This window comes from Candidatus Pelagibacter sp. Uisw_094, from assembly GCF_047729535.1.
GTDB lineage: Bacteria > Pseudomonadota > Alphaproteobacteria > Pelagibacterales > Pelagibacteraceae > Pelagibacter.
Window position 1 is genome coordinate 714,787 of the sequence record NZ_CP159823.1, and the last position, 19,856, is coordinate 734,642.

Below are 19,856 nucleotides of genomic sequence, written 5' to 3' on the forward strand. Positions count from 1 at the left end.
TAGATTAATTTTTTTTTCTGTAATCCCAAGGGTAGTCAAACTCCATAGACCACATACCTATTTTATTAATTCTTGCAAAATCCTCATCTGCTACAAACTTTTTTGAATACCTTCTGTAGGCAAATGCATACCCGCTTCTAACTAGATAGCTTGATAGACTTTCATTGTTAACAAAACATTCTGCTAGTGTTCTTTTGTATTGATCTTTTCCTTCACTAATACATTCAACATTATCGTTTCCAATTTTATCAATAAGGATTTTTTTTGCTGTAACTCCACAAGGATTCTTAACACCTTCTTTAAGGCAAGTTTGTTTTAATTCAGGTGTATCTATTCCAGTAAATCTAATTTTTTCTCCGTTAAGATGAATTGTGTCTCCATCAACGATTTTGATTATTTGAGATTTGACTTGGTTAATAGTTAAAATAAATATCAGTGCAGAGGCACTAATAAGAAAAATGGTTTTTCTTTTGTTTAAAAACATTATTTAAAAAATATCCAATAAAGATGATTACTGCAATACCCATAAACCAATTTGTTGCCATGATTGTATAAAATATATCTGCATAGTCACCACCACGGATATTAATCACATACCATAATGACAAGAAAGGAAATGCAGTTAATCTTAGAACGCTTAAGTAAAGACTGTAAACAGGCTTTTTAAGTGCCTGGAAAACTGCCGTTGTAATAAAGAACACAGGATAAATTGGAGCTATTAATGCAGCAACTTTTAAATATATGGCACCATGATAAATGGCTTCTGCATTGTCTGTAAACTGAGATACAAAAAACTCTGCACCGAAGAATAAAACCACACCTGCTAAAGCCATAAATGAAGATCCAAAAAATAATGCTTTAGTATAAAGCTCTCTAATACGGTTGTAATTCTTAGCACCAAAGTTTTGCCCACCAATAGAAAGTACTGCTGTATTTAAACCAATTACTGGAAGTAAGAAAACTTGTTCAACTCTTAAAGCTGCACCATAACCTGCCGTTGCAAGATCACCAAATTGTCCAATAAAATATAAAATATTAAAAATACCTACACCAATAAACAACATACTAATCATTATTGGCATTGCTTGTGAGAACAATTCTTTAAGAAGAATAAATTTAGGAATAAAGCATTTAATAGATAAATACTTTCTTAGTTTACATGAGTTAATTTTATAAGCTAAATAAATTGTACCAATTGATTGAGCTATAACAGTTGCTATTGCAAGGCCACCGATGCCGTAAGCTGGAACAATTCCGTATCCCCAGATAAATAATGGATTTAAAAAAATATTTAAAAAGAAACTAAAGATAAGAACATTTCTATAGCTCTTAGTATCTCCCTGTGCATTCAAGGCTCCATTTAAAGAGATTTGGATCATAACTATAAAAGTTCCATAAAAAATTATATCTAAGTACTCTCTAGTTAAAGCGATACCAGCAGCATCAGAACCCATGACGCCCAAGAGAAAATCAGAAGCATTTAATCCAAATAAAGTAACAACAATTGAAGTGACTAATGCAAAAATTACTGACTGGGCAATAAATAGTGAAGCTTTATTAATTTTTTTAGCACCTAATAAATTACCAATACAAGAGTTTGTTGCAGCACCAATACCAACACCAACAGCGATGATGACAAAATAAATTGGAAATGATTTAGCGATTGCACTTATAGCTTCAGCAGAAATTCTACCAGCAAACCATGTATCAACTAAATTATAAAATGTTTGAAACAATGAACCAACGCTAGCTGGAATGGTTACTTTTTTAAGTAATGACCAAATTGGATCTTTTGTTAAATTTATGTCTTTAGACAATTATTTTTCCTATTTAAATTCTTTTTGAAATATATGCTTTGAACCACTCTTTTTTGCAAGGTTTATTTGCTTTTGTCTCATTCGAAATCTCTCTTTTTGTGTTTGAGTTAAATTATCATGACAGTTAATACATGAAACACCCTCCTCGTATTTTTTAGACTTCTTATCTTTTGGTGAAACAGGTTTTCTACATCCACTGCATATTGAGTATGTTCCAGTTACCAATCCATGTTTAACACTGATTCTGTTGTCAAAAACAAAGCATTCCCCATTCCACAAACTTTCTTTTTTTTTACATTTTTTAAGTAATTTAAAATTCCACCTTTTAATTGGTAAACATTTTTAAAACCTTTTTTTTCTAAAAATACTGAAGCTTTCTCACATCTTATTCCACCAGTACAAAACATTGCAATTGGCTTTGTTTTTTTAAGTTTATTTAAGTATTTTGGAAATTCTCTAAAATTATCAACATCAGGATTAATTGATCTTTTAAAGGTACCCACATTATACTCAAATGGTTTTCTTGAATCTAAAACTAATGTTTCTTTATCATTAATCAACTTGTTCCATTTTTTTGGGTCAACATGATTATCTTTTTTATTTTTTGATGATAAGGAAAGACCCATAGGGACCACTTCTTTTTTAATCTTAACTTTTGGTTTGTGAAATGGTTGAAATTTACTTTTTGAAATATTTTCACTATCAAACTTTTTAAGATCTAATATCTTTTTAATCTTTGTGATAGTTGACTTTAGATTGCTAGTTTTTCCTGAGATTGTTGCATTTACTCCTTCACTGGCTATAATTATTGTTCCTCGGATATTTTTTTTAATTAAAAAATCCTGCAGTAAAACCTTATTTTTTTTTAAAGAAGTAAGTTTTTTAAATTTGTAAAAACCAAATACATCGAACATTACAACACTCTACAAAGAGTCATTCCATCGCCTAAAGGTACAATGATTTGTTCCACTCTTTTATCGTTTGCAACATAAGTATTAAAATCTCTTATATTTATTGTATATTTATCTAAATTATCTTCATCAGCAACTTCACCATGCCATAAAACATTGTCTACAATAATCAATCCACCTTTATCCATTAAGTTTAATGATCTTTCGTAATATTCTTTATAATTCATTTTATCAGCATCAATAAAAACCATATCAAATTTACTATTCTTTAACTCATCTAAACTATCTAATGCAGGCTTAACGATTGTTTGAATTTTATTATCTTGATTAGCTTTTTTAAAAAAATCTAATGCAATTTTGTTTGTTCCTTCATCTTTATCAAGCGCTACAAGTTTACCATCATCTGGTAATGCTAATGCTATAGAAAGTGCACTTAACCCAGTAAAGGTTCCAATCTCAAGCACTGTTTTAATATTAGAAATTTTTATAATCAAATGAAGAAAATGACATTGTGATGTTGCAACTTGCATTCTCTTAACATCTCCAAGTGTATTATTGTAATCAATTATTTCTTGCTGAATGGGATTTAACTTTAAACTAAAATTATTTATGTACTTTTCAAGTTTTTCAGTAATTTCAAGATTCTTACCCATGGTTTTTTAAGTTCTTTATGTTTAACAATTTCACCACGAGGGCATTAATGAATTTCATGAGTATTTATGCTAATATTTATAATTGAACGAGGGAAATAAGTAAAATTTTTTTATTTTATCTACCTCACGTCTAGTCTACGTCCAGTTGTCCCTTAAAATCCTATCTAAATTTTACCTAATTATTATTTAACATTTTCTTGTAAATATTTTAAAATAGAATTTGTCCCAGCTAAAGTACTTTCAAACAATTCTAGAGACTCTGCATCATCTGTTTCTGAAAAGTAATTATGAATACATTGTTGGTTTTCTGCAAGATTTACAGTATTAGTCTCGCCTATAAAGCTCATCCAACCCCCCTTCATCAATTTCGTACTACATTTTTTTCTAATATTTTCACGGTGTCTAAAGAAAGGCATAATATTATATTTACCAGGCTCCTCACCTATAAAAATAACTAAAATCTGATCCTTCATCTCATCTGTTAATTTGTCCTGGTAAACCAACGCTTCATCAAATCTAATTTTCTTTTTATCTTCAGTTGTCAAATAACCTTTGATAAATGCTTTATATAATTGATGTTCCATTTGTTTCTTAGGTTTAATTGGATTTGTATTTGATGAGAAGTTTACATTTTTTGATTTCAGCTTAAATATTCCATTATAAATATTAAAAATTGTAAAATTTTCTTGCAGTGGTTCTGAAATTGATTCAGTTATTTGAGTTTTAGTTATCTTTTTTTCATAATCTTTTGGTTTTTCTGACAGTTTTTTTTTCCAAAGGTTGTCTCCTTCGGACATTATATTTGCATTAAATATTTCGAATGCCTGAACATAATAATATTGGCTCAACCATGGAAATACTTTGATTTCATAAGGTGTAAATTTTCCCTCTAACCATTCTGGATGTTTTTCAGTAACAAATCTAATTGACCAATTTATATAATCGTCCTTATTGGGTACCCAATTTTCCTCTAATGCCTCTTCATATAGTTTTTTTCCACCAAACTGATATACTATATGTTCTTGATGAGTTTTAAATGGTTTCGTTCCACAAGACCAAGCACCTATCCCCTTTTTTGCTATATGTTTAACTAATGTAATATCGTCATATATCTTAAATAACTGCTCGTAAGCTTCTGCTATAGTTTTGTCATTTCTTGTTTTGTAATCGAGTAGATTAAAATTTGCTAAATTTAGTAATTCTACATTCATTGAAATTAATTTACTTGTATCCCATGAGTAACCTAGAGCCTTACATCCCTTTCCAGTATGCGGGATGAAATGTCCTTCTTTTCCAATCATGCTCAGTGCATAATCTAAATCCCATAAACCTTTAGCCCAAAGCTCTTTATCTTGCATTAAGATTGCTAGGGCTAGTTCTGCTGAAGCAAATCTCAATCTTACACTTCCACAATTACTAATTTTATGTTTTATTCTACTCAACTTCATGGGTTTATCAATTGGACAAAGCTTTGTTCTGGACCGATTACCATCTCTATTTAATAGTTCTATCATTGCTTTATCTTTAAAATATTTTTGAATTATTGAGTGCTGTTTATCTGTGTAGTTAAATTGATCATAATTGACTGCATAAAACATTATAACTGGAGAAAGCACACCCCATAAATTATAATATGTAGGATTAAAATCATCTTTACCTGATTTCTTGTAAACCCAATAATCTTTATCAGCTGTTGCGATGTTTAATATTATTTTATCAAATAATTTTATTCCCCCATCAAAATTTATTAGGGCATAACTCATTAAAGCATCTAAACATCTTTTAAATACTATTTCTTTAATTGTGGGAGTTGTTGGCACTTTAAATTCACTAATAACATTTACGCAAAACTCTTTAGTTAAAAGTTTTCCATCTATCTCTTCTTTCCAAATAAAAGATGTATAGTGCCAATTATTAGCCATTACATTTGTTCGATAATCTTTGTATCTGTCGAAATCTTTTATAATTCTGTTTATCTTAGGGAGTGGAACCTTAAGAAGTTCACTTGATTTAACATGGTCATCCATCATCTGCTTAGCCTCGTCTGAATAAGTTACTTCAGATGATACTGAATATGTAAAAGTAAAAATTGAAAATAGTAAAAATATAAAAAAATTTTTCATATATTAAAGTTTTTTCTTTAATATCTCGTTTATTAATTGAGGGTTTGCTTTACCACTTGAAGCTTTCATTGCTTGACCTACAAAGAAACCAAACAGTTTTTCTTTACCATTCTTATATTCAATAGCTTTTTCTCTATTGTCATTGATAATCTTATCTATTAAGGCCTCTAATGCTTTAGGATCACTTTCTTGTTTTAAACCTTTTTCTTCAACAATTATTTGTGGATCTATGTCTCCATCCATCATTAATTCAAATATTGTTTTAGCTATTTTTCCAGAAATTGTTCCATTCTTAATTAGATTAATCAACTTTGCCAAATTTTTTGCACTTATTGGACTTTGTGTAATTTCTAAATTTTTATTATTTAAAACAGCAAACAATTCACCTGTAATCCAGTTAACGGCTAATTTCATATCTCGGTTTTTGCCCATTTTAGCAACAACTTCCTCAAAATATTTAGCTGTATCAATGTCAGAAACTAATATTGTAGCCTCATAAGCAGAGACTTTAAATTCATCAATAAATCTTTTTTTCTTATCGTCTGGTAATTCTGGAATATCTGCTTTAAGTTTTTCAATAAATTCATCAGTTACTTCTAATGGTAATAAATCTGGATCTGGAAAATATCTATAATCATGAGCGTCTTCTTTAGATCTCATAGATCTTGTTTCGTTTTTTTTAGTATCAAATAATCTTGTTTCTTGATCAATTGTTTTACCTTCTTCAATTAAATCAACTTGTCTATTAGCTTCATAATCAATAGCCATTTGCATAAATTTAATTGAGTTAACGTTTTTAATCTCACAACGAGTTCCAAGTTTATCAGAACCTTTAATTCTAACAGAAATATTAACATCAGCTCTTAAAGAACCTTCCTGCATGTTTCCATCACACGTACCAAGGTATCTCATAATGGATCTTAATTTTTTAACATAAGCACTAACTTCATCTGGAGTTCTCATGTCTGGTTTACTAACAATTTCCATTAAAGCTACACCTGATCTATTTAAATCAACCAAAGTATTTTGTGGGTCCATATCATGAATACTTTTTCCAGCATCTTGTTCTAAGTGTAATCTTTCTATACCAACTTCCTTTTGACCATGAGTCATATCAAGAATAATAGTACCCTCTCCTACTATTGGATATTTAAACTGTGAAATTTGATAGCCTTGTGGGAGGTCTGCATAAAAATAATTTTTTCTATCAAAAACTGATCTTTTATTAATTTGAGCTCTTAAGCCTATACCCGTTTTAATTGCTTGTTTTACACAGTACTCATTAATAACTGGAAGCATTCCTGGAAATGCAGCATCAACTAAACTTACTTGTGTATTAGGTTCAGCACCAAATGTTGTTGATGAAGATGAAAATAATTTTGAATTTGATGTAACCTGAGCATGAACTTCAAGACCAATTACCACTTCGTAAACATTATCATATCTTTCGATTAAATATTCTGAATTATCTTTAGTCATCTATTTAATCCACCAATCAGTAATTTTATTTTTAAACTGGATTTTCTCTTCCATAGCATAAGCAATGTTTAAAATATTTTGTTCATCAAAAGCTTTACCAATAATTTGTAGTCCCAGTGGATAACCTTTAGCATCTACTCCTGCTGGAATTGAAATTGCTGGTAATCCAGCTAAATTCACTGGAACCGTGAATATATCATTTAAATACATTGAAACTGGATCGTTAGTTTTTTCACCAATTTTAAAAGCAGCACTTGGTGTTGATGGGGTTAAAATTGCATCAACTTTTTTGTAAGCTTCATTAAAATCATTTTTAATTAATTTTCTAACTTTTTGTGCTTTTAGATAGTAAGCATCATAATAACCAGATGACAAAACATATGTTCCAATCATTATTCTTCTTTGAACTTCGTTACCAAAACCTTCAGATCTTGTTTTTTCATACATATCGATAAGGTTTTCACCTTTAGATCTAAAACCATACTTAACACCATCATATCTGGCTAAGTTTGAAGAAGCTTCAGCTGGAGCTACTATATAGTAAGCAGGTAATGCATAATTTGTATGAGGTAGTGAGATTTCAACAATTTCAGCACCACAATCTTTTGCATACTCAATTCCCTTAGTCCATAAATCTTCTATCTCTTTAGGCATTCCATCAACTCTATATTCTTTTGGAATTCCAATTTTCTTACCTTTAATATTGTTTGTTAATTCTTTGCTGTATTCATTTCTTTTAAAATCAATTGAAGTTGAATCTTTTTCATCATAAGTGCTAATTATTTCCTGAAGCAATGCACAATCTTTTACATCTTTAGACATTGGCCCTGCTTGATCTAATGAAGATGCAAATGCAACAATTCCATATCTTGAGCAGCTTCCATAAGTTGGCTTTAATCCAACAGTACCTGTAAATGAAGCAGGTTGTCTAATTGAGCCACCTGTATCAGTTCCAATTGTAATAGGTGTTAAATTAGCTGCTAGAGCTGATGCAGAGCCTCCTGAAGAGCCTCCTGGTACCAAACCTTTATCTATTGGACTTTGTACATTTCCAAAAAAACTAGTTTCATTAGATGAGCCCATTGCAAATTCATCACAATTTAACTTACCAAGTAATATTGCACCTTCATTCCAAATATTTTGAGTAACAGTAGATTCGTATGGTGGAATAAAATTATTTAAAATTTTACTACCCGCTGTAGTTTTTACGTCTTTAGTGCAAAACAAATCTTTAACTGCCATTGGAACGCCTGGAAGCTTTAAATCAAAATTAGGTTTTTGATCAAAACTTTTAGCTTTCAAAAGTGCATTAGAAAAATCTTCAGTTATGTAAGCATTTAAATCTCTAGACTTTTCTCCTCTATCAATAAAAGCTTTGGTAGTTTCTTCAGAAGAAATTTGTTTATCTTTAATATTTTTAACTAATTCAGTTAATGTGAGTGATGTGATATCTGACATTATTCAACAACCCTTGGTACAACAAAAAAATCTTCATTTTCTTCTGGTGAGTTTTTTAATATTTGATCTCTTATATTTTCACTTTTAACCTCATCAGCTCTTAATTTTAATGTGGTTTCTGCAACAGAGGTTAAAGGCTCAACATTGTCAGTATTAAGTTCATTCAATTTTTTAATAAAATCAAATATAGAGTTAAGATCTCCAGCTAATTTATTAGCTTTTGCATCATCAACTGAGATTCTTGATAATTTAGATATATGCTTTATTGTTTTAAGATCAATTGTCATGTGGTAATTAAATATGTCGGCAAACTATCACTTAAGTATAAAATATACAATATGATCACAATTGAAGATTTTAAAATAAAACACTCAAATAAGGTAAGATTTATTGGCTTAGATTTAGGATCTAAAAGAATTGGTGTCTCAATTTGTGATGAAAGACAATCCATAGCCACACCCTTTAAAACCATAAACAAAACCAACACAAACGAACTAATTGATCAACTTAAGATAATAATTAAGGATAATAATATTGGTGGAATAATTGTAGGCAACCCAGTTAATATGGATGGTAGTCTAGGAAGATCCGCTCAATCAGTTAATGACGTTGCATCAAATATATCAAAATCTATAGACCTACCTGTGATATTGTGGGATGAGAGACTTTCAACAGTTGGCGCATTTAATCTATCAAGTTTATTAGACGTTAATGTTTCAAAAAGAGTTAAAACAATTGATCAAAACGCTGCAGCCTTTATTTTACAAGGGGCAATAGACTTTTTAAATAATTAATACTTGCCATAGTGATGGATAATAGTTATAGAGTTAATTTTAATGGCAACTCAAATAAATAAAGCTATTAAGATTTCTCAAAAACACCTCCTAGGTATTCAAGATCTATCAATTAGTGATGTTAATCTCATTTTAGAAGAAGCTAAAGACTTCATTAAATTAAATCAAAGTAAAAATAAAAGATTAAATGTATTAAGTGGTAAAACTCAAATTAATTTGTTTTTTGAACCCTCCACTAGAACACAAAGTTCATTCGAATTAGCTGGAAAAAGATTAGGTGCAGATGTCATGTCAATGAATATGGCAAATTCTGCAGTCAAGAAAGGTGAAACGCTAATAGATACCGCAATGACTTTAAATGCAATGCATCCAGATATAATTGTAATTAGACATCAGGATTCGGGTGCATGTAATCTTTTATCTCAAAAAGTAAATTGTGCAGTGCTTAATGCTGGTGATGGAAGCCGTGAACACCCTACTCAGGCTTTATTAGATGCTTTAACAATTATAAATCGTAAAAAGAAAATTGAAGGTTTAAGAGTTGCGATTTGTGGTGACATAACTCATTCACGTGTAGCAAGATCAAATATTTATCTTCTAAATATGTTGGGTGCAGAAGTTAACATTATTGCACCATCAAACTTAATGCCAAAAGAAATAGAAAAGTTTGGCGTAAATACATTTACAGATATGAAAAAAGGTTTGAAAGATTGTGATATTGTAATGATGCTAAGATTACAAAATGAAAGGATGACTAGTTCTTTCCTGTCTTCTAATAGAGAATACTATGAATATTATGGACTAACTCCAGATAAGCTTGCTCATGCAAAAGATGATGCTTTGATTATGCATCCAGGTCCAATGAATAGAGGGATCGAAATTGATACAAAATTGGCAGATGACATTAACAGAAGCGTGATTAAGGAACAGGTTGAACTAGGTGTTGCAGTTAGAATGGCTTGTTTAAAAATATTTTGTGAATAAATGAAAAAACAATACTTTATAAATGCAAATATAATTGACCCTCATAACTCTATCAATGAGAACGGTGGATTAATTATTGGTGAAGATGGTTTAATTGAAGCTATTGGTAAAAAGGTAAATCCTAACAACATTCCATCAAGAGAAAAGGTAATAGATTTAAATGGCAAATATATATTCCCTGGTCTTGTTGATATGCGTGTCTTTGCAGGTGAGCCTGGTTATGAATATAAAGAAAATTTTAGAACTCTAAGTAATGCAGCACTTGCAGGAGGTGTTACTTCAGTTGTTACTATGCCAAATACAGACCCAATTATTGATAACGTTTCAATAGTAGATTTTTTAAAAAGACGTGGAAGAGATAAATCTAAAATTAATGTTTTTCCAAGTGCCGCCCTTACAAAAAATATTGAAGGAACTACCATGACTGAATTTGGTCTACTTCAAAGTAGAGGAATAATTGGATTTACTGATGGTATTAAAACAATTCAAAATACTAGACTGATGTCTCGTATAATGAACTCAGCTAAAGATTTGAGCACACTAATCATGCAGCATGCTGAAGATTATGATTTATCCAAAAATGGAATGATTAATTCTGGAATTATTGCAACAAAACTTGGATTATCTGGAATACCTGCCGTTGCCGAAAGAATAATTATTGAAAGAGATTTAACGTTGCTTGAAAATATTAAATGTAGATATCACATATCACAAATTTCAGCCGCAAAATCAGTTGAAATTATTGAAGAAAGAAAAAACAAAGTTAAATTTACGACAGGTGTCTCCATAAATAACCTTTCATTAAATGAAAATGATATAGGAGATTTCAGAACTTTTTTAAAATTATCACCCCCATTAAGAACAGAAGAAGATAGAATTGCTCTAGTGCAAGGATTAAAAGATGAAACGATAGATGTTATTGTATCTGACCATAAACCAGAAGATGAAGAACAAAAAAGATTAACGTTTTCACAAGCATCTACAGGGGCTTCTGGAATAGAAACGCTTTTATCACTAAGTCTAGAGTTATATCACAATGGCTCTGTTAAATTAGAAACTATTATTAAAGCTTTAACATCAAATCCTGCAAAAATTTTAAAAATTGATAAAGGTAATCTTTCAGTAGGTAATGAAGCAGATTTTTGCATTGTTGATATTGACAAGCCATGGGTTGTCAAAAAAGATAAGCTTATCTCCAAATCAAAAAATACCTCCATTGAAGACAAGAAACTCCAAGGTAAAGTCACTAATACATTTGTAAAAGGTGAAGAATTATTTAAGTTATAATAATGGAATATTTAATTGTTGCATTAAGCTCATATTTATTAGGATCAATACCTTTTGGTTTTATACTTACAAAAATATTTTTAAAAAAAGATATTAGAGATATTGGCTCAGGAAACATTGGAGCTACAAACGCTCTTAGAACAGGTAATAAAACATTAGGCTACGCAACTTTATTACTAGATATAACAAAAGCTATATTGCCTGTTTTATATGTAAAATTTAATTATCCCGATTATATTTTTATTGCATCGCTAAGTGCATTCTTGGGTCATGTTTTTCCAATATGGCTTAGGTTTAAAGGGGGAAAGGGTGTTGCAACATATGTTGGAATATTATTTTCAATAAACATAATTTTGGGTTTGGTATTTATTGTTAGTTGGGCTGTTACATTTCTTATTTCAAAATACTCATCACTTTCATCACTTGTAGGTAGTTTAATAGTTCCAATTTATTTAATAATTTTTGAAAATTATAATTCAATTTTTTTCATAATAATGTTTGTGCTTATATTCTACACACACAGAGAAAACGTCAAACGACTGAAAAATAAAGAAGAAACCAAGACTAAAATTTATTGATTTGACTATCTAAGTCTTTTAAGTAATTTGTTTAGTAATGAATCTTGTAATCGTAGAAAGTCCAGCTAAAGCAAAAACTATTAATAAATATCTAGGTGATGATTATATTGTATTAGCAAGTTATGGTCATATTAGAGACCTTCCTTCGAAAAATGGTTCTGTTGATCCAGAAAATAATTTTAAAATGGAATGGGAAGTAGATAGTTTTTCTAAAAAATATCTTAAAGAAATTACAGATGCAGCTAAAATTTCATCAAAAATTATATTAGCAACTGACCCTGATCGCGAAGGAGAAGCTATTGCTTGGCATGTTAAAGAATATTTAAATGAGAAAAAATTAATTAAAGACAAGCATGTAGAAAGAGTTGTTTTTAACGAAATTACAAAAAAAGCAGTTATTCATGGAATTGAAAACCCACGACAAATCGAGCCACTACTTGTTGATGCTTATATGGCTAGAAGAGCCTTAGACTATTTAGTTGGCTTTAACATTTCACCAATTTTATGGACGAAGTTACCTGGTTCTAAATCAGCAGGGCGTGTTCAGTCAGTTGCCTTAAAATTAATTACAGAACGAGAACATGAAATAGAACTTTTTGATCCTGAAGAATTTTGGACTTTAAGTGTTCAATTCAACGACAATGATAAAAATTCTATATTAGCAAGTATTACTCAATTGAATGATGAAAAAATTGAAAAATTTTCTTTTAAAGATAAAGCTGCAATTGGTAAAGCAATTGAAGAAGTTAAGTCTAAGAAATTCAATATAAATGATATCTCAAGTAAAGTTGTTAACAGAAACCCTTCTGGCCCTTTTACTACCTCTACATTACAGCAAGTTTCTTCTGGTAGATTAGGATTTGGAGCATCACGTACAATGCAAATAGCTCAAAAACTTTATCAAGGTATAGAAATAGACGGTGAAACTATTGGTCTTATCACATACATGCGAACAGATGGCACCAACTTATCTATGGACGCTATAGACACCTTTAGGAAATATATAAAAAATGAATTTGGTGATGAATATGTTCCAGATAACCCAGCAAGTTACTCTGGGAAAAAAGCTAAAAATGCTCAAGAAGCACATGAAGCAATTAGACCCACAGATATTATGCGAGCACCGGGAACTGTTAAAAAATATCTAAGTCCGGATCAGCATAAATTATATGATTTAATTTGGAGTAGAGCTCTATCGTCTCAAATGAAACCTTCTCAATTTGATAGAAATACTATAACGATAACCTCTAACGATAATGGAACAATCTGTAAAGCTAGTGGATCTGTTATTAAGTTTGATGGTTTCTTAAAGGTTATGAAGGATACTAAAAAAGATGATGATGAAGATATTCTTCCTGAAATGAACAAGGGCCCAGTTAATATAGAATCTCTATTAGATGAACAGCATTTTACACAGCCACCACCAAGATACTCAGAAGCAAGTTTAGTTAAAAAATTAGAAGAACTGGGTATTGGAAGACCCTCAACATATGCGAGTATAATATCTGTTATATCTACTAGAGGGTATGCAGAAACAATTAATAAAAGATTTCACCCAACTGATCGTGGTAAACTAATATCTGCTTTTCTTGAAAAGCTTTTCTCTAAATATGTAGACTATAACTTCACTGCAAGTTTAGAAAATCAACTTGATGATATTACTACCGGTAAGGAAGGATGGATAAAAGTTCTAGAGTTATTTTGGAAAGACTTTAATCAAAATGTATCTGAGGTTAAAGAGAAAAGAACTAGAGAAGTTTTAGATCTATTAAACGACAGTCTAGGTAGTTTAATTTTTGAAAGAGATAAAGATGGAAATATTAATAGACAATGTAAGTTATGTGACAGTGGATCATTAAGTTTAAAAAACAGTTTTAGAGGTGGTGCTTTTATAGGTTGTTCAAATTATCCAGATTGTAAATTTACTAGACCTCTTTCTAAAGCTAAAGCAGCTGCTCAATCTCAACTAGCTGAACCAAAGTTTATAGGAAAACATGAAAATGGTAATGACATGTATCTTAAAAATGGAAGATTTGGTCCCTACTTACAATATGAAAAGATTGAGGAAATAAAGGAAGAAGTTGTAGTTGAAACAAAAAAGAAAAAGAAAACAAAAAAAAAGAAGGTAGAAAAAGAAGATAATAATTTAAGAAATGTTTCTATACCTAAAGGAATTACGTTGGATAGCGTGGATCTTGATAGAGCTAAATTTTTATGCTCATTACCAAAAAGTTTAGGTATTAACCCTGAAAATCAAAAAGATATAATATTAAACTCAGGAAGATTTGGTCCATATTTAAAATGTGAAAATAAATCAGCAAGAATTGAAAATGTTGAGGAAATCTTCTCAATTGGTCTTAATAGAGCAATAACCCTAATAGCGGAGGCAAAGCCAGGTAGAATGTCTGCATCAATTATAAAAGATCTAGGAGAACACCCTGAAGACAAAAAACCTGTTAGAGTAATGAAGGGTCAATATGGGCCTTATATTAAATATAAATCTCTTAACGCAACAATTCCAGAGGAAAAAGACCCCTTAGAACTTAATATGGAAGAAGCTTTAATATTAATTGAGAAAAGAAAAGAATACGATAAAAATAAAAAAGTTAAGAAAAAGAAAAAAAAATGAAAAAGATAATATTTACAGCATTAATTATATCAGTACTAATATCTAATGCTATGGCTGAAAAAATTGATTGTACTCAGTTTGATAAAGTTAGTGCAAAATACATAGAGTGTTCAGCAAAAAATCTAAAAGAAAAATCTTCAGAACTTAAATTAAAAGCAACGGTTGGAGCTGAAGAATTTAAAGAAAAAATAACTACTAATGCTAAGAGTGGAAAAAAGAAATTTGACAAACTGAATTTAAAAGAAAAACTTGTTAAATTTAAGAATAGCAAATCATTAACTGAATTTATGGAGAAATAATTATGTCATATGAAAATAAAATTAAAGAATTAAACTTAGAACTACCAGAAGCAAGAGATCCTGTTGGATCATATGTTGCATCAAAACAAATTGGTAAAATGTTATTTATCTCAGGACAAATTTCTATTGCGGCAAATGGAGAATTAATCAAAGGTAAGGTTGGTAAAGATTTAAAAACTGAAGATGGATATGAAGCAGCTAAACGTTGTGGCTTAAATATAATATCCCAAGTTAAAAAAGCTTGTAATAACGATCTTTCAAAAGTTAAATGTTGTGTGAAACTAACAGGATTTGTTAATTCAACAGAAGACTTTATAGAGCAGCCTAAAGTAATAAATGGTGCTTCAGATTTAATAGTTTCAGTTTTTGGAGACTTTGGAATGCATACAAGAGCTGCAGTTAGTACAAACAGTTTACCACTTGGCGTATCAGTCGAAGTTGATGCTATTTTTGAACTAAATTAATTTCCAATACTAAAGTATTTAATTTTTTGATCTTTCATCTTATTAACTGAATAAATATTTCTCATGTCAAAAATTGAGAACTTTTTATTTTTCACATCTTTTTTAAAGTTAATAGTTTTAAAATCATTCCACTCTGTGTGTATAATGATTAAATCTGATTTTTTAATTGCGTCTTTAATATTGTTCGAAAAAATAACATTCTTAAATTTTTTGAAATCTGACTTTTCTCCAGTAGGATCAAAATAATTTATTTTTGCACCTTTTTTAATTAAAGCTGGAATCATAGACAAACATGAAGAATCTCTCATATCATCAGTATTTGCCTTAAATGTTACCCCTAAAAAACAAATATTTTTATTATTTATTTTATTTTTTAAAATATCAAACACTCTTTTTAACATTAATGATGATCTATTTTTATTTGATTTAATAACACTTTTAATAACTGTTAAATTTGTTTTGAATTTATCTCCAGTGGTTACAAGGGCTTTAGTATCTTTTGGAAAACAAGATCCACCATAGGCAGGACCTGCTCTTAAAAAGCGACTACCAATTCTTTTATCAAGACCTATACCAATAGAGATATCTTCAATGTTGACATTAATTTTCTCACACAAGTTAGCTATTTCATTAATAAAAGTAATTTTTGTTGCTAAAAAAGCATTAGAAGAATATTTTATTAATTCTGCTGCTTTCCTAGATGTATTAATATATTTGGCACCTCTAGATGTTAATGGAGCGTAAAGATTTTTTAAAACATTATTGGTTTTTTTATGACTTGTTCCAATGATAATTCTATCTGGTTTATAAAAATCTCTTATTGCCTCACCTTCTCTCAAAAATTCAGGATTTGAAACTACTGAAAAAAGTTTTTTTGACACTTTTTTTGAAATAATTTTTTCTATTTCATCACCACCTGTTACAGGAACGGTAGATTTAGTTACAATAATTTTAAATTTTTTAACTAATTTGCTAATTTCTTTTGCAACGTTATATACTTGACTTAAGTCAGCATCATTTCCATTTTTTTTAGTTGGTGTACCAACACAAATAAAAATAATATCTGATTTTAAAATTGAATCTTTTAAATTTGTAGAGAACTTTAAACGTTTATTTTTATAATTTTTAATAACTAATTCATCTAAACCAGGTTCGTATATAGGGATAATACCATTTTTTAAGTTTTCAATTTTACTTAAATCTTTATCAACACAAATAACATCATTTCCTAAATCAGAAAAACAAACACCACTTACTAAACCAACATACCCGGTTCCTATTATGCAGAGTTTCATTGCTTGGAAATCTCCAACGTTGATTTAATATAACCCTTCATTGTTCCACAATCTAAGTACTTGCCTGAAAAATTGTGACCAATGAATTGATGATCATCCTCTATTAAAGCTTGAATAGCATCCGTGATATGAAATTCTCCACTTTTTCCTGGTTTTAATGATTTTAATTTAGAAAAAATTGTTTTAGGCAATATATATCTTCCAATTACAGCATTATTAGAAGGTGAGGTTTTTATAGAAGGCTTTTCAACAACATTATTAATAATAAAATTATTTTTATCAATTATTTTTTTAATGTTGTAGATACCCCATCTAGATACATCATTTTTATTAACCTTCATGCTTGCCATAACCGATGTTTTAAATTTTTTATGAATCGGAATCATAGACTTAGAGCAGTTTTTTTTAATTATCAAATCATCAGGCAGTAACATTAAAAAATATTTATCTGTAATAAATTTCTTGGTCTTATAGACAGCGTCACCAGTTCCTAATGGTTTATCTTGAAAAACAAATTTAATCATTTTTTTGTATTTAAGAATTTTCTTATATTCTTTGATAATTTTTAGATCTCCATTTTTTTTAATTATATCTTTATAAAATTTATCATTATAGAAATATTTCTTAATCATCATTTTTTTTTTAGAAATAATAAATACAACTTCCTTAATACCTGCTTCGATACATTCGTCGAGAATGTATTCAAGGGCTGGTTTTCCATTGATAGGTAGAAGCTCTTTTGCGAAAACACTAGTTAGTGGTAACAGTCTGGTCCCAAGACCAGCTAAAGGAATTATAGCTTGTTTAATCATATAAATGTTTTACTTATTAATATTCTTATTACAAATGAAATTAATAAAATTAAAAACTGATTTAATTAAGGCAATTAAGTTTGATAAAAGTTTAGGTTTTGTACCAACAATGGGAAGTTTACATGAAGGTCACAAAGCATTAATCAAAAAATCACAAAAAATTTGCAAAAAAACATTAGTAAGTATTTTTGTTAATCCAACTCAATTTAATAATAAAAAAGATTACAAAACATATCCAAAAAATTTAAAGAAGGATTTGAGTTATCTTAGAAAACTTAATGTTGACTACATATATTTGCCAACAATTACGCAAATTTATTTGAAAAAACATGATAAAATTAAATTAAATAAATCCCAAAATATATTATGTGCAAAATTTAGAAAAGGACATTTTGAGGGTGTGCTTGATGTTTTGGATCGTTTTATTGAATTAATTTCCCCACAAAAAATGTTTATGGGAGAAAAAGATTTTCAACAATTTTTCTTAGTTAAAAAATACATTGAAAATAAGTACAATACAAAAGTTTACGTAGGTAAAACAATTAGAGATAAAAACAAGCTAGCTTTATCTTCAAGAAACTCTTTATTAAATAAAAAAAGTTTTAATGAATCAGGAATAATTACAAAAAAATTATTAAAATTAAAAAATGAGATCAGTAAAAATAGAAAGAATTACAAAAAATTAATATTTAATTTAAAGAACGAGTTATCTAAAAATTTTGATATTAAAATTGAATATTTGGAATGTAGAAACACACAAAATCTAAATACTAGTATTTTGAAAAAACCTTTTAAGCTTTTTGCGGCTTACTATATCAATAATGTCCGATTAATTGATAATTTTTAGAGAAAATAAGCACTAACACCAAGAAATGAAACAAAACCAATAACATCAGTAATAGTTGTTACAAATACACTTGATGCAATAGCAGGATCAATGTCCATTTTTTTTAAAGTAATAGGTACTAAAATTCCAAATAACCCTGCAACAATCATCGTAACTATCATTGACATAGAAATTATTAGTGAAAGCAAAGAGTCTTGAAACCAAATTTGAACCACTAATGCACTTATTAATGCAAAAATAATACCATTTAAAATACCAATATTAAATTCCTTTAAGATATTTTGTGAAAAGTTATTTTTTGTTAAGTCATTTGTTGCTAAGGTTCTTACTGTAACAGCTAAAGTTTGCATACCAGCATTACCTCCCATAGAAGCAACAATTGGCATTAAAAATGCAAGAACAACCATTTGTTCGATTGTTGCACCAAATAGACTAATTACCCATGTTGCAAGAAATGCAGTAAATAGATTTAATAGAAGCCAGTTAAACCTTCTTCTAGTTTTCTTTAAGACTCCATCAGTAATTTCTTCATCACCTACCCCAGCTAATCTTAAAGCATCTTCTTCTGCTTCTTCTTTTAATACAGTTAGGACATCATCATACATAATCATACCAACTAACTTGTTTGATTTATCGACAACTGCCGCTGAATTTAAGTTATAGTTTTCAAATACGTTACCAACCTCCTCTTTGTCCATATCTACAGGAATAAGTAGTTGAGATTCTGACATAATAGAAAGCATTTTAGTTTCTCTCGAAGTGGTTAAAACTTTCGATGATGGAACAGTTCCAATTGGCTTAAAACCTTCATCTATAATGAAAATTTCTAAAAATTCTTCAGGTAAATCTTTATTTTCTCTTAAATAATCAATCGTTTGACCAACAGACCAATTACTAGGAATAGCCGTAAACTCACGTTGCATTATTCTAGCTGCTGTGTCTTCTGGGTAACTTAAGCTTTCTAATAAAGCAAATCTATCTTTTGGGGGTAGAGAGCTTAATATGGTATTTTTATCTTTTTCGTCAACATTTTCTAAAATTGTTATCGCATCATCAGATTCAAGGTTTTTTAATAGTCTAACAATAGTATCGGGTGATAGATAGGCTATGATTTCAGACTGTACTGACTCGTTTAACTCAATAAAAACTTCTGGGTCTATATTAAAATTATTAAGTTTTATTAAACTTTCTCTATCATTTTGACCAAGGTGTTCAATTATATCAGCTGCATCAGCTGGGTGCATTTCATTAAAAGAATTCGTAATAAATTGAGCATCATTGTTAGTTATCTTAGAAGTAACAACTTTTATGTACTCTTTATTAAACTCAAAATTAACTTTTTTATCTTTTATTTTTTTTATTAAAGACATAAATTTACCTATAAATCAATTTTGCACTAATAGTGCATAATAAGAATAATACAATT

Annotated in this window: 18 protein-coding genes and 1 pseudogene; 8 read left to right on the forward strand and 11 right to left on the reverse strand. The window is 29.3% G+C overall.

Features of this window, described 5'->3' with window-relative positions; genetic code table 11:
* Nucleotides 1–4: 4 nt before the first annotated feature.
* The 8 genes and pseudogenes from ABXT72_RS03870 to gatC all read right to left on the reverse strand — a co-directional run bounded on the left by ABXT72_RS03870 (nucleotide 5) and on the right by gatC (nucleotide 8,728).
* Nucleotides 5–484: a thermonuclease family protein gene (locus tag ABXT72_RS03870; protein WP_415277672.1), complete on the reverse strand. Its 480-nt coding sequence runs from the start codon at nucleotides 482–484 to the stop codon at nucleotides 5–7.
* Entirely contained in the window at nucleotides 447–1,817 is a 1,371-nt protein-coding gene (locus ABXT72_RS03875; RefSeq protein WP_415277673.1) for an MATE family efflux transporter, read from the reverse strand. The genes ABXT72_RS03870 and ABXT72_RS03875 overlap by 38 nt, the downstream gene beginning before the upstream one ends.
* A 9-nt stretch (nucleotides 1,818–1,826) precedes the next feature.
* A pseudogene (locus ABXT72_RS03880) lies at nucleotides 1,827–2,731 on the reverse strand (rhodanese-related sulfurtransferase).
* Entirely contained in the window at nucleotides 2,731–3,381 is a 651-nt protein-coding gene (locus tag ABXT72_RS03885; RefSeq protein WP_415277674.1) for an O-methyltransferase, read from the reverse strand. The pseudogene ABXT72_RS03880 and the gene ABXT72_RS03885 overlap by 1 nt, the downstream one beginning before the upstream one ends.
* 182 nt (nucleotides 3,382–3,563) lie before the next feature.
* Nucleotides 3,564–5,504 (reverse strand): hypothetical protein, encoded by a 1,941-nt coding sequence (locus ABXT72_RS03890; RefSeq protein WP_415277675.1) that lies wholly within the window; start codon nucleotides 5,502–5,504, stop codon nucleotides 3,564–3,566.
* Nucleotides 5,505–5,507: 3 nt separating this feature from the next.
* Nucleotides 5,508–6,983: an Asp-tRNA(Asn)/Glu-tRNA(Gln) amidotransferase subunit GatB gene (gene gatB / locus ABXT72_RS03895; RefSeq protein ID WP_415277676.1), complete on the reverse strand. Its 1,476-nt coding sequence runs from the start codon at nucleotides 6,981–6,983 to the stop codon at nucleotides 5,508–5,510.
* Complete coding sequence (gene gatA, locus ABXT72_RS03900) at nucleotides 6,984–8,441, reverse strand: Asp-tRNA(Asn)/Glu-tRNA(Gln) amidotransferase subunit GatA (protein WP_415277677.1); 1,458 nt, start codon at nucleotides 8,439–8,441, stop codon at nucleotides 6,984–6,986.
* Nucleotides 8,441–8,728 carry an Asp-tRNA(Asn)/Glu-tRNA(Gln) amidotransferase subunit GatC gene (gatC, locus tag ABXT72_RS03905; protein ID WP_415277678.1) on the reverse strand — a complete coding sequence of 96 codons (288 nt, stop codon included), beginning with the start codon at nucleotides 8,726–8,728 and terminating at the stop codon, nucleotides 8,441–8,443. Before gatC ends, gatA begins: the two co-directional genes overlap by 1 nt.
* A gap of 51 nt (nucleotides 8,729–8,779) precedes the next feature.
* Between gatC and ruvX the strand changes: the two genes are divergently transcribed.
* Genes ruvX through ABXT72_RS03940 form a run of 7 tightly spaced genes read left to right on the forward strand, consistent with a single transcriptional unit; the run spans nucleotide 8,780 to nucleotide 15,476 of the window.
* Entirely contained in the window at nucleotides 8,780–9,235 is a 456-nt protein-coding gene (gene ruvX / locus ABXT72_RS03910; protein WP_271521689.1) for a Holliday junction resolvase RuvX, read from the forward strand.
* A gap of 42 nt (nucleotides 9,236–9,277) precedes the next feature.
* Nucleotides 9,278–10,219, forward strand: coding sequence for an aspartate carbamoyltransferase catalytic subunit (locus tag ABXT72_RS03915; RefSeq protein ID WP_415277679.1), 942 nt, complete (start codon nucleotides 9,278–9,280; stop codon nucleotides 10,217–10,219).
* The gene (pyrC, locus tag ABXT72_RS03920) at nucleotides 10,220–11,506 is read left to right on the forward strand and encodes a dihydroorotase (RefSeq protein ID WP_415277680.1); all 1,287 of its coding nucleotides are present in this window, start codon (nucleotides 10,220–10,222) and stop codon (nucleotides 11,504–11,506) included.
* Between the two features lie 2 nt (nucleotides 11,507–11,508).
* A complete protein-coding gene (plsY, locus tag ABXT72_RS03925; protein ID WP_415277681.1) occupies nucleotides 11,509–12,084 on the forward strand; it encodes a glycerol-3-phosphate 1-O-acyltransferase PlsY in 576 nt (191 codons plus the stop codon).
* 37 nt (nucleotides 12,085–12,121) lie between these two features.
* The gene (topA, locus tag ABXT72_RS03930) at nucleotides 12,122–14,713 is read left to right on the forward strand and encodes a type I DNA topoisomerase (protein ID WP_415277682.1); all 2,592 of its coding nucleotides are present in this window, start codon (nucleotides 12,122–12,124) and stop codon (nucleotides 14,711–14,713) included.
* Entirely contained in the window at nucleotides 14,710–15,012 is a 303-nt protein-coding gene (locus ABXT72_RS03935) for a hypothetical protein (RefSeq protein ID WP_415277683.1), read from the forward strand. The genes topA and ABXT72_RS03935 overlap by 4 nt, the downstream gene beginning before the upstream one ends.
* Nucleotides 15,013–15,014: 2 nt before the next feature.
* Nucleotides 15,015–15,476, forward strand: a complete 462-nt coding sequence (locus tag ABXT72_RS03940; RefSeq protein WP_415277684.1) for a RidA family protein — start codon at nucleotides 15,015–15,017, stop codon at nucleotides 15,474–15,476.
* Here ABXT72_RS03940 and ABXT72_RS03945 read toward each other — a convergent pair.
* Both ABXT72_RS03945 and ABXT72_RS03950 read right to left on the reverse strand, forming a co-directional pair.
* Nucleotides 15,473–16,771, reverse strand: a complete 1,299-nt coding sequence (locus ABXT72_RS03945; RefSeq protein ID WP_415277685.1) for a UDP-glucose dehydrogenase family protein — start codon at nucleotides 16,769–16,771, stop codon at nucleotides 15,473–15,475. The genes ABXT72_RS03940 and ABXT72_RS03945 overlap by 4 nt on opposite strands.
* Nucleotides 16,768–17,583, reverse strand: coding sequence for a sugar phosphate nucleotidyltransferase (locus tag ABXT72_RS03950; protein WP_415277686.1), 816 nt, complete (start codon nucleotides 17,581–17,583; stop codon nucleotides 16,768–16,770). Before ABXT72_RS03950 ends, ABXT72_RS03945 begins: the two co-directional genes overlap by 4 nt.
* A 4-nt stretch (nucleotides 17,584–17,587) precedes the next feature.
* On the opposite strand from ABXT72_RS03950, the gene panC reads away from it, so the two are divergent.
* Entirely contained in the window at nucleotides 17,588–18,430 is an 843-nt protein-coding gene (gene panC / locus ABXT72_RS03955) for a pantoate--beta-alanine ligase (protein WP_415277687.1), read from the forward strand.
* Here the strand turns inward: panC and mgtE are convergent.
* Nucleotides 18,427–19,800 carry a magnesium transporter gene (mgtE, locus tag ABXT72_RS03960; protein ID WP_415277688.1) on the reverse strand — a complete coding sequence of 458 codons (1,374 nt, stop codon included), beginning with the start codon at nucleotides 19,798–19,800 and terminating at the stop codon, nucleotides 18,427–18,429. The two genes, panC and mgtE, sit on opposite strands and share 4 nt — an antisense overlap.
* Between the last annotated feature and the right edge of the window lie 56 nt (nucleotides 19,801–19,856).

Excerpts from the sequence above, each read along its gene's own strand:
- ABXT72_RS03885 (WP_415277674.1), bottom strand. The coding sequence starts at position 3,381 with ATGGGTAAGAATCTTGAAATTACTGAAAAACTTGAAAAGTACATAAAT.
- ABXT72_RS03870 (WP_415277672.1), bottom strand. The coding sequence starts at position 484 with ATGTTTTTAAACAAAAGAAAAACCATTTTTCTTATTAGTGCCTCTGCA.
- ABXT72_RS03890 (WP_415277675.1), bottom strand. The coding sequence starts at position 5,504 with ATGAAAAATTTTTTTATATTTTTACTATTTTCAATTTTTACTTTTACA.
- mgtE (WP_415277688.1), bottom strand. The coding sequence starts at position 19,800 with ATGTCTTTAATAAAAAAAATAAAAGATAAAAAAGTTAATTTTGAGTTT.
- gatA (WP_415277677.1), bottom strand. The coding sequence starts at position 8,441 with ATGTCAGATATCACATCACTCACATTAACTGAATTAGTTAAAAATATT.
- panC (WP_415277687.1), top strand. The coding sequence starts at position 17,588 with ATGTTTTACTTATTAATATTCTTATTACAAATGAAATTAATAAAATTA.
- gatC (WP_415277678.1), bottom strand. The coding sequence starts at position 8,728 with ATGACAATTGATCTTAAAACAATAAAGCATATATCTAAATTATCAAGA.
- pyrC (WP_415277680.1), top strand. The coding sequence starts at position 10,220 with ATGAAAAAACAATACTTTATAAATGCAAATATAATTGACCCTCATAAC.
- plsY (WP_415277681.1), top strand. The coding sequence starts at position 11,509 with ATGGAATATTTAATTGTTGCATTAAGCTCATATTTATTAGGATCAATA.
- ruvX (WP_271521689.1), top strand. The coding sequence starts at position 8,780 with ATGATCACAATTGAAGATTTTAAAATAAAACACTCAAATAAGGTAAGA.
- ABXT72_RS03945 (WP_415277685.1), bottom strand. The coding sequence starts at position 16,771 with ATGAAACTCTGCATAATAGGAACCGGGTATGTTGGTTTAGTAAGTGGT.
- ABXT72_RS03915 (WP_415277679.1), top strand. The coding sequence starts at position 9,278 with ATGGCAACTCAAATAAATAAAGCTATTAAGATTTCTCAAAAACACCTC.
- gatB (WP_415277676.1), bottom strand. The coding sequence starts at position 6,983 with ATGACTAAAGATAATTCAGAATATTTAATCGAAAGATATGATAATGTT.
- ABXT72_RS03935 (WP_415277683.1), top strand. The coding sequence starts at position 14,710 with ATGAAAAAGATAATATTTACAGCATTAATTATATCAGTACTAATATCT.
- topA (WP_415277682.1), top strand. The coding sequence starts at position 12,122 with ATGAATCTTGTAATCGTAGAAAGTCCAGCTAAAGCAAAAACTATTAAT.
- ABXT72_RS03950 (WP_415277686.1), bottom strand. The coding sequence starts at position 17,583 with ATGATTAAACAAGCTATAATTCCTTTAGCTGGTCTTGGGACCAGACTG.
- ABXT72_RS03940 (WP_415277684.1), top strand. The coding sequence starts at position 15,015 with ATGTCATATGAAAATAAAATTAAAGAATTAAACTTAGAACTACCAGAA.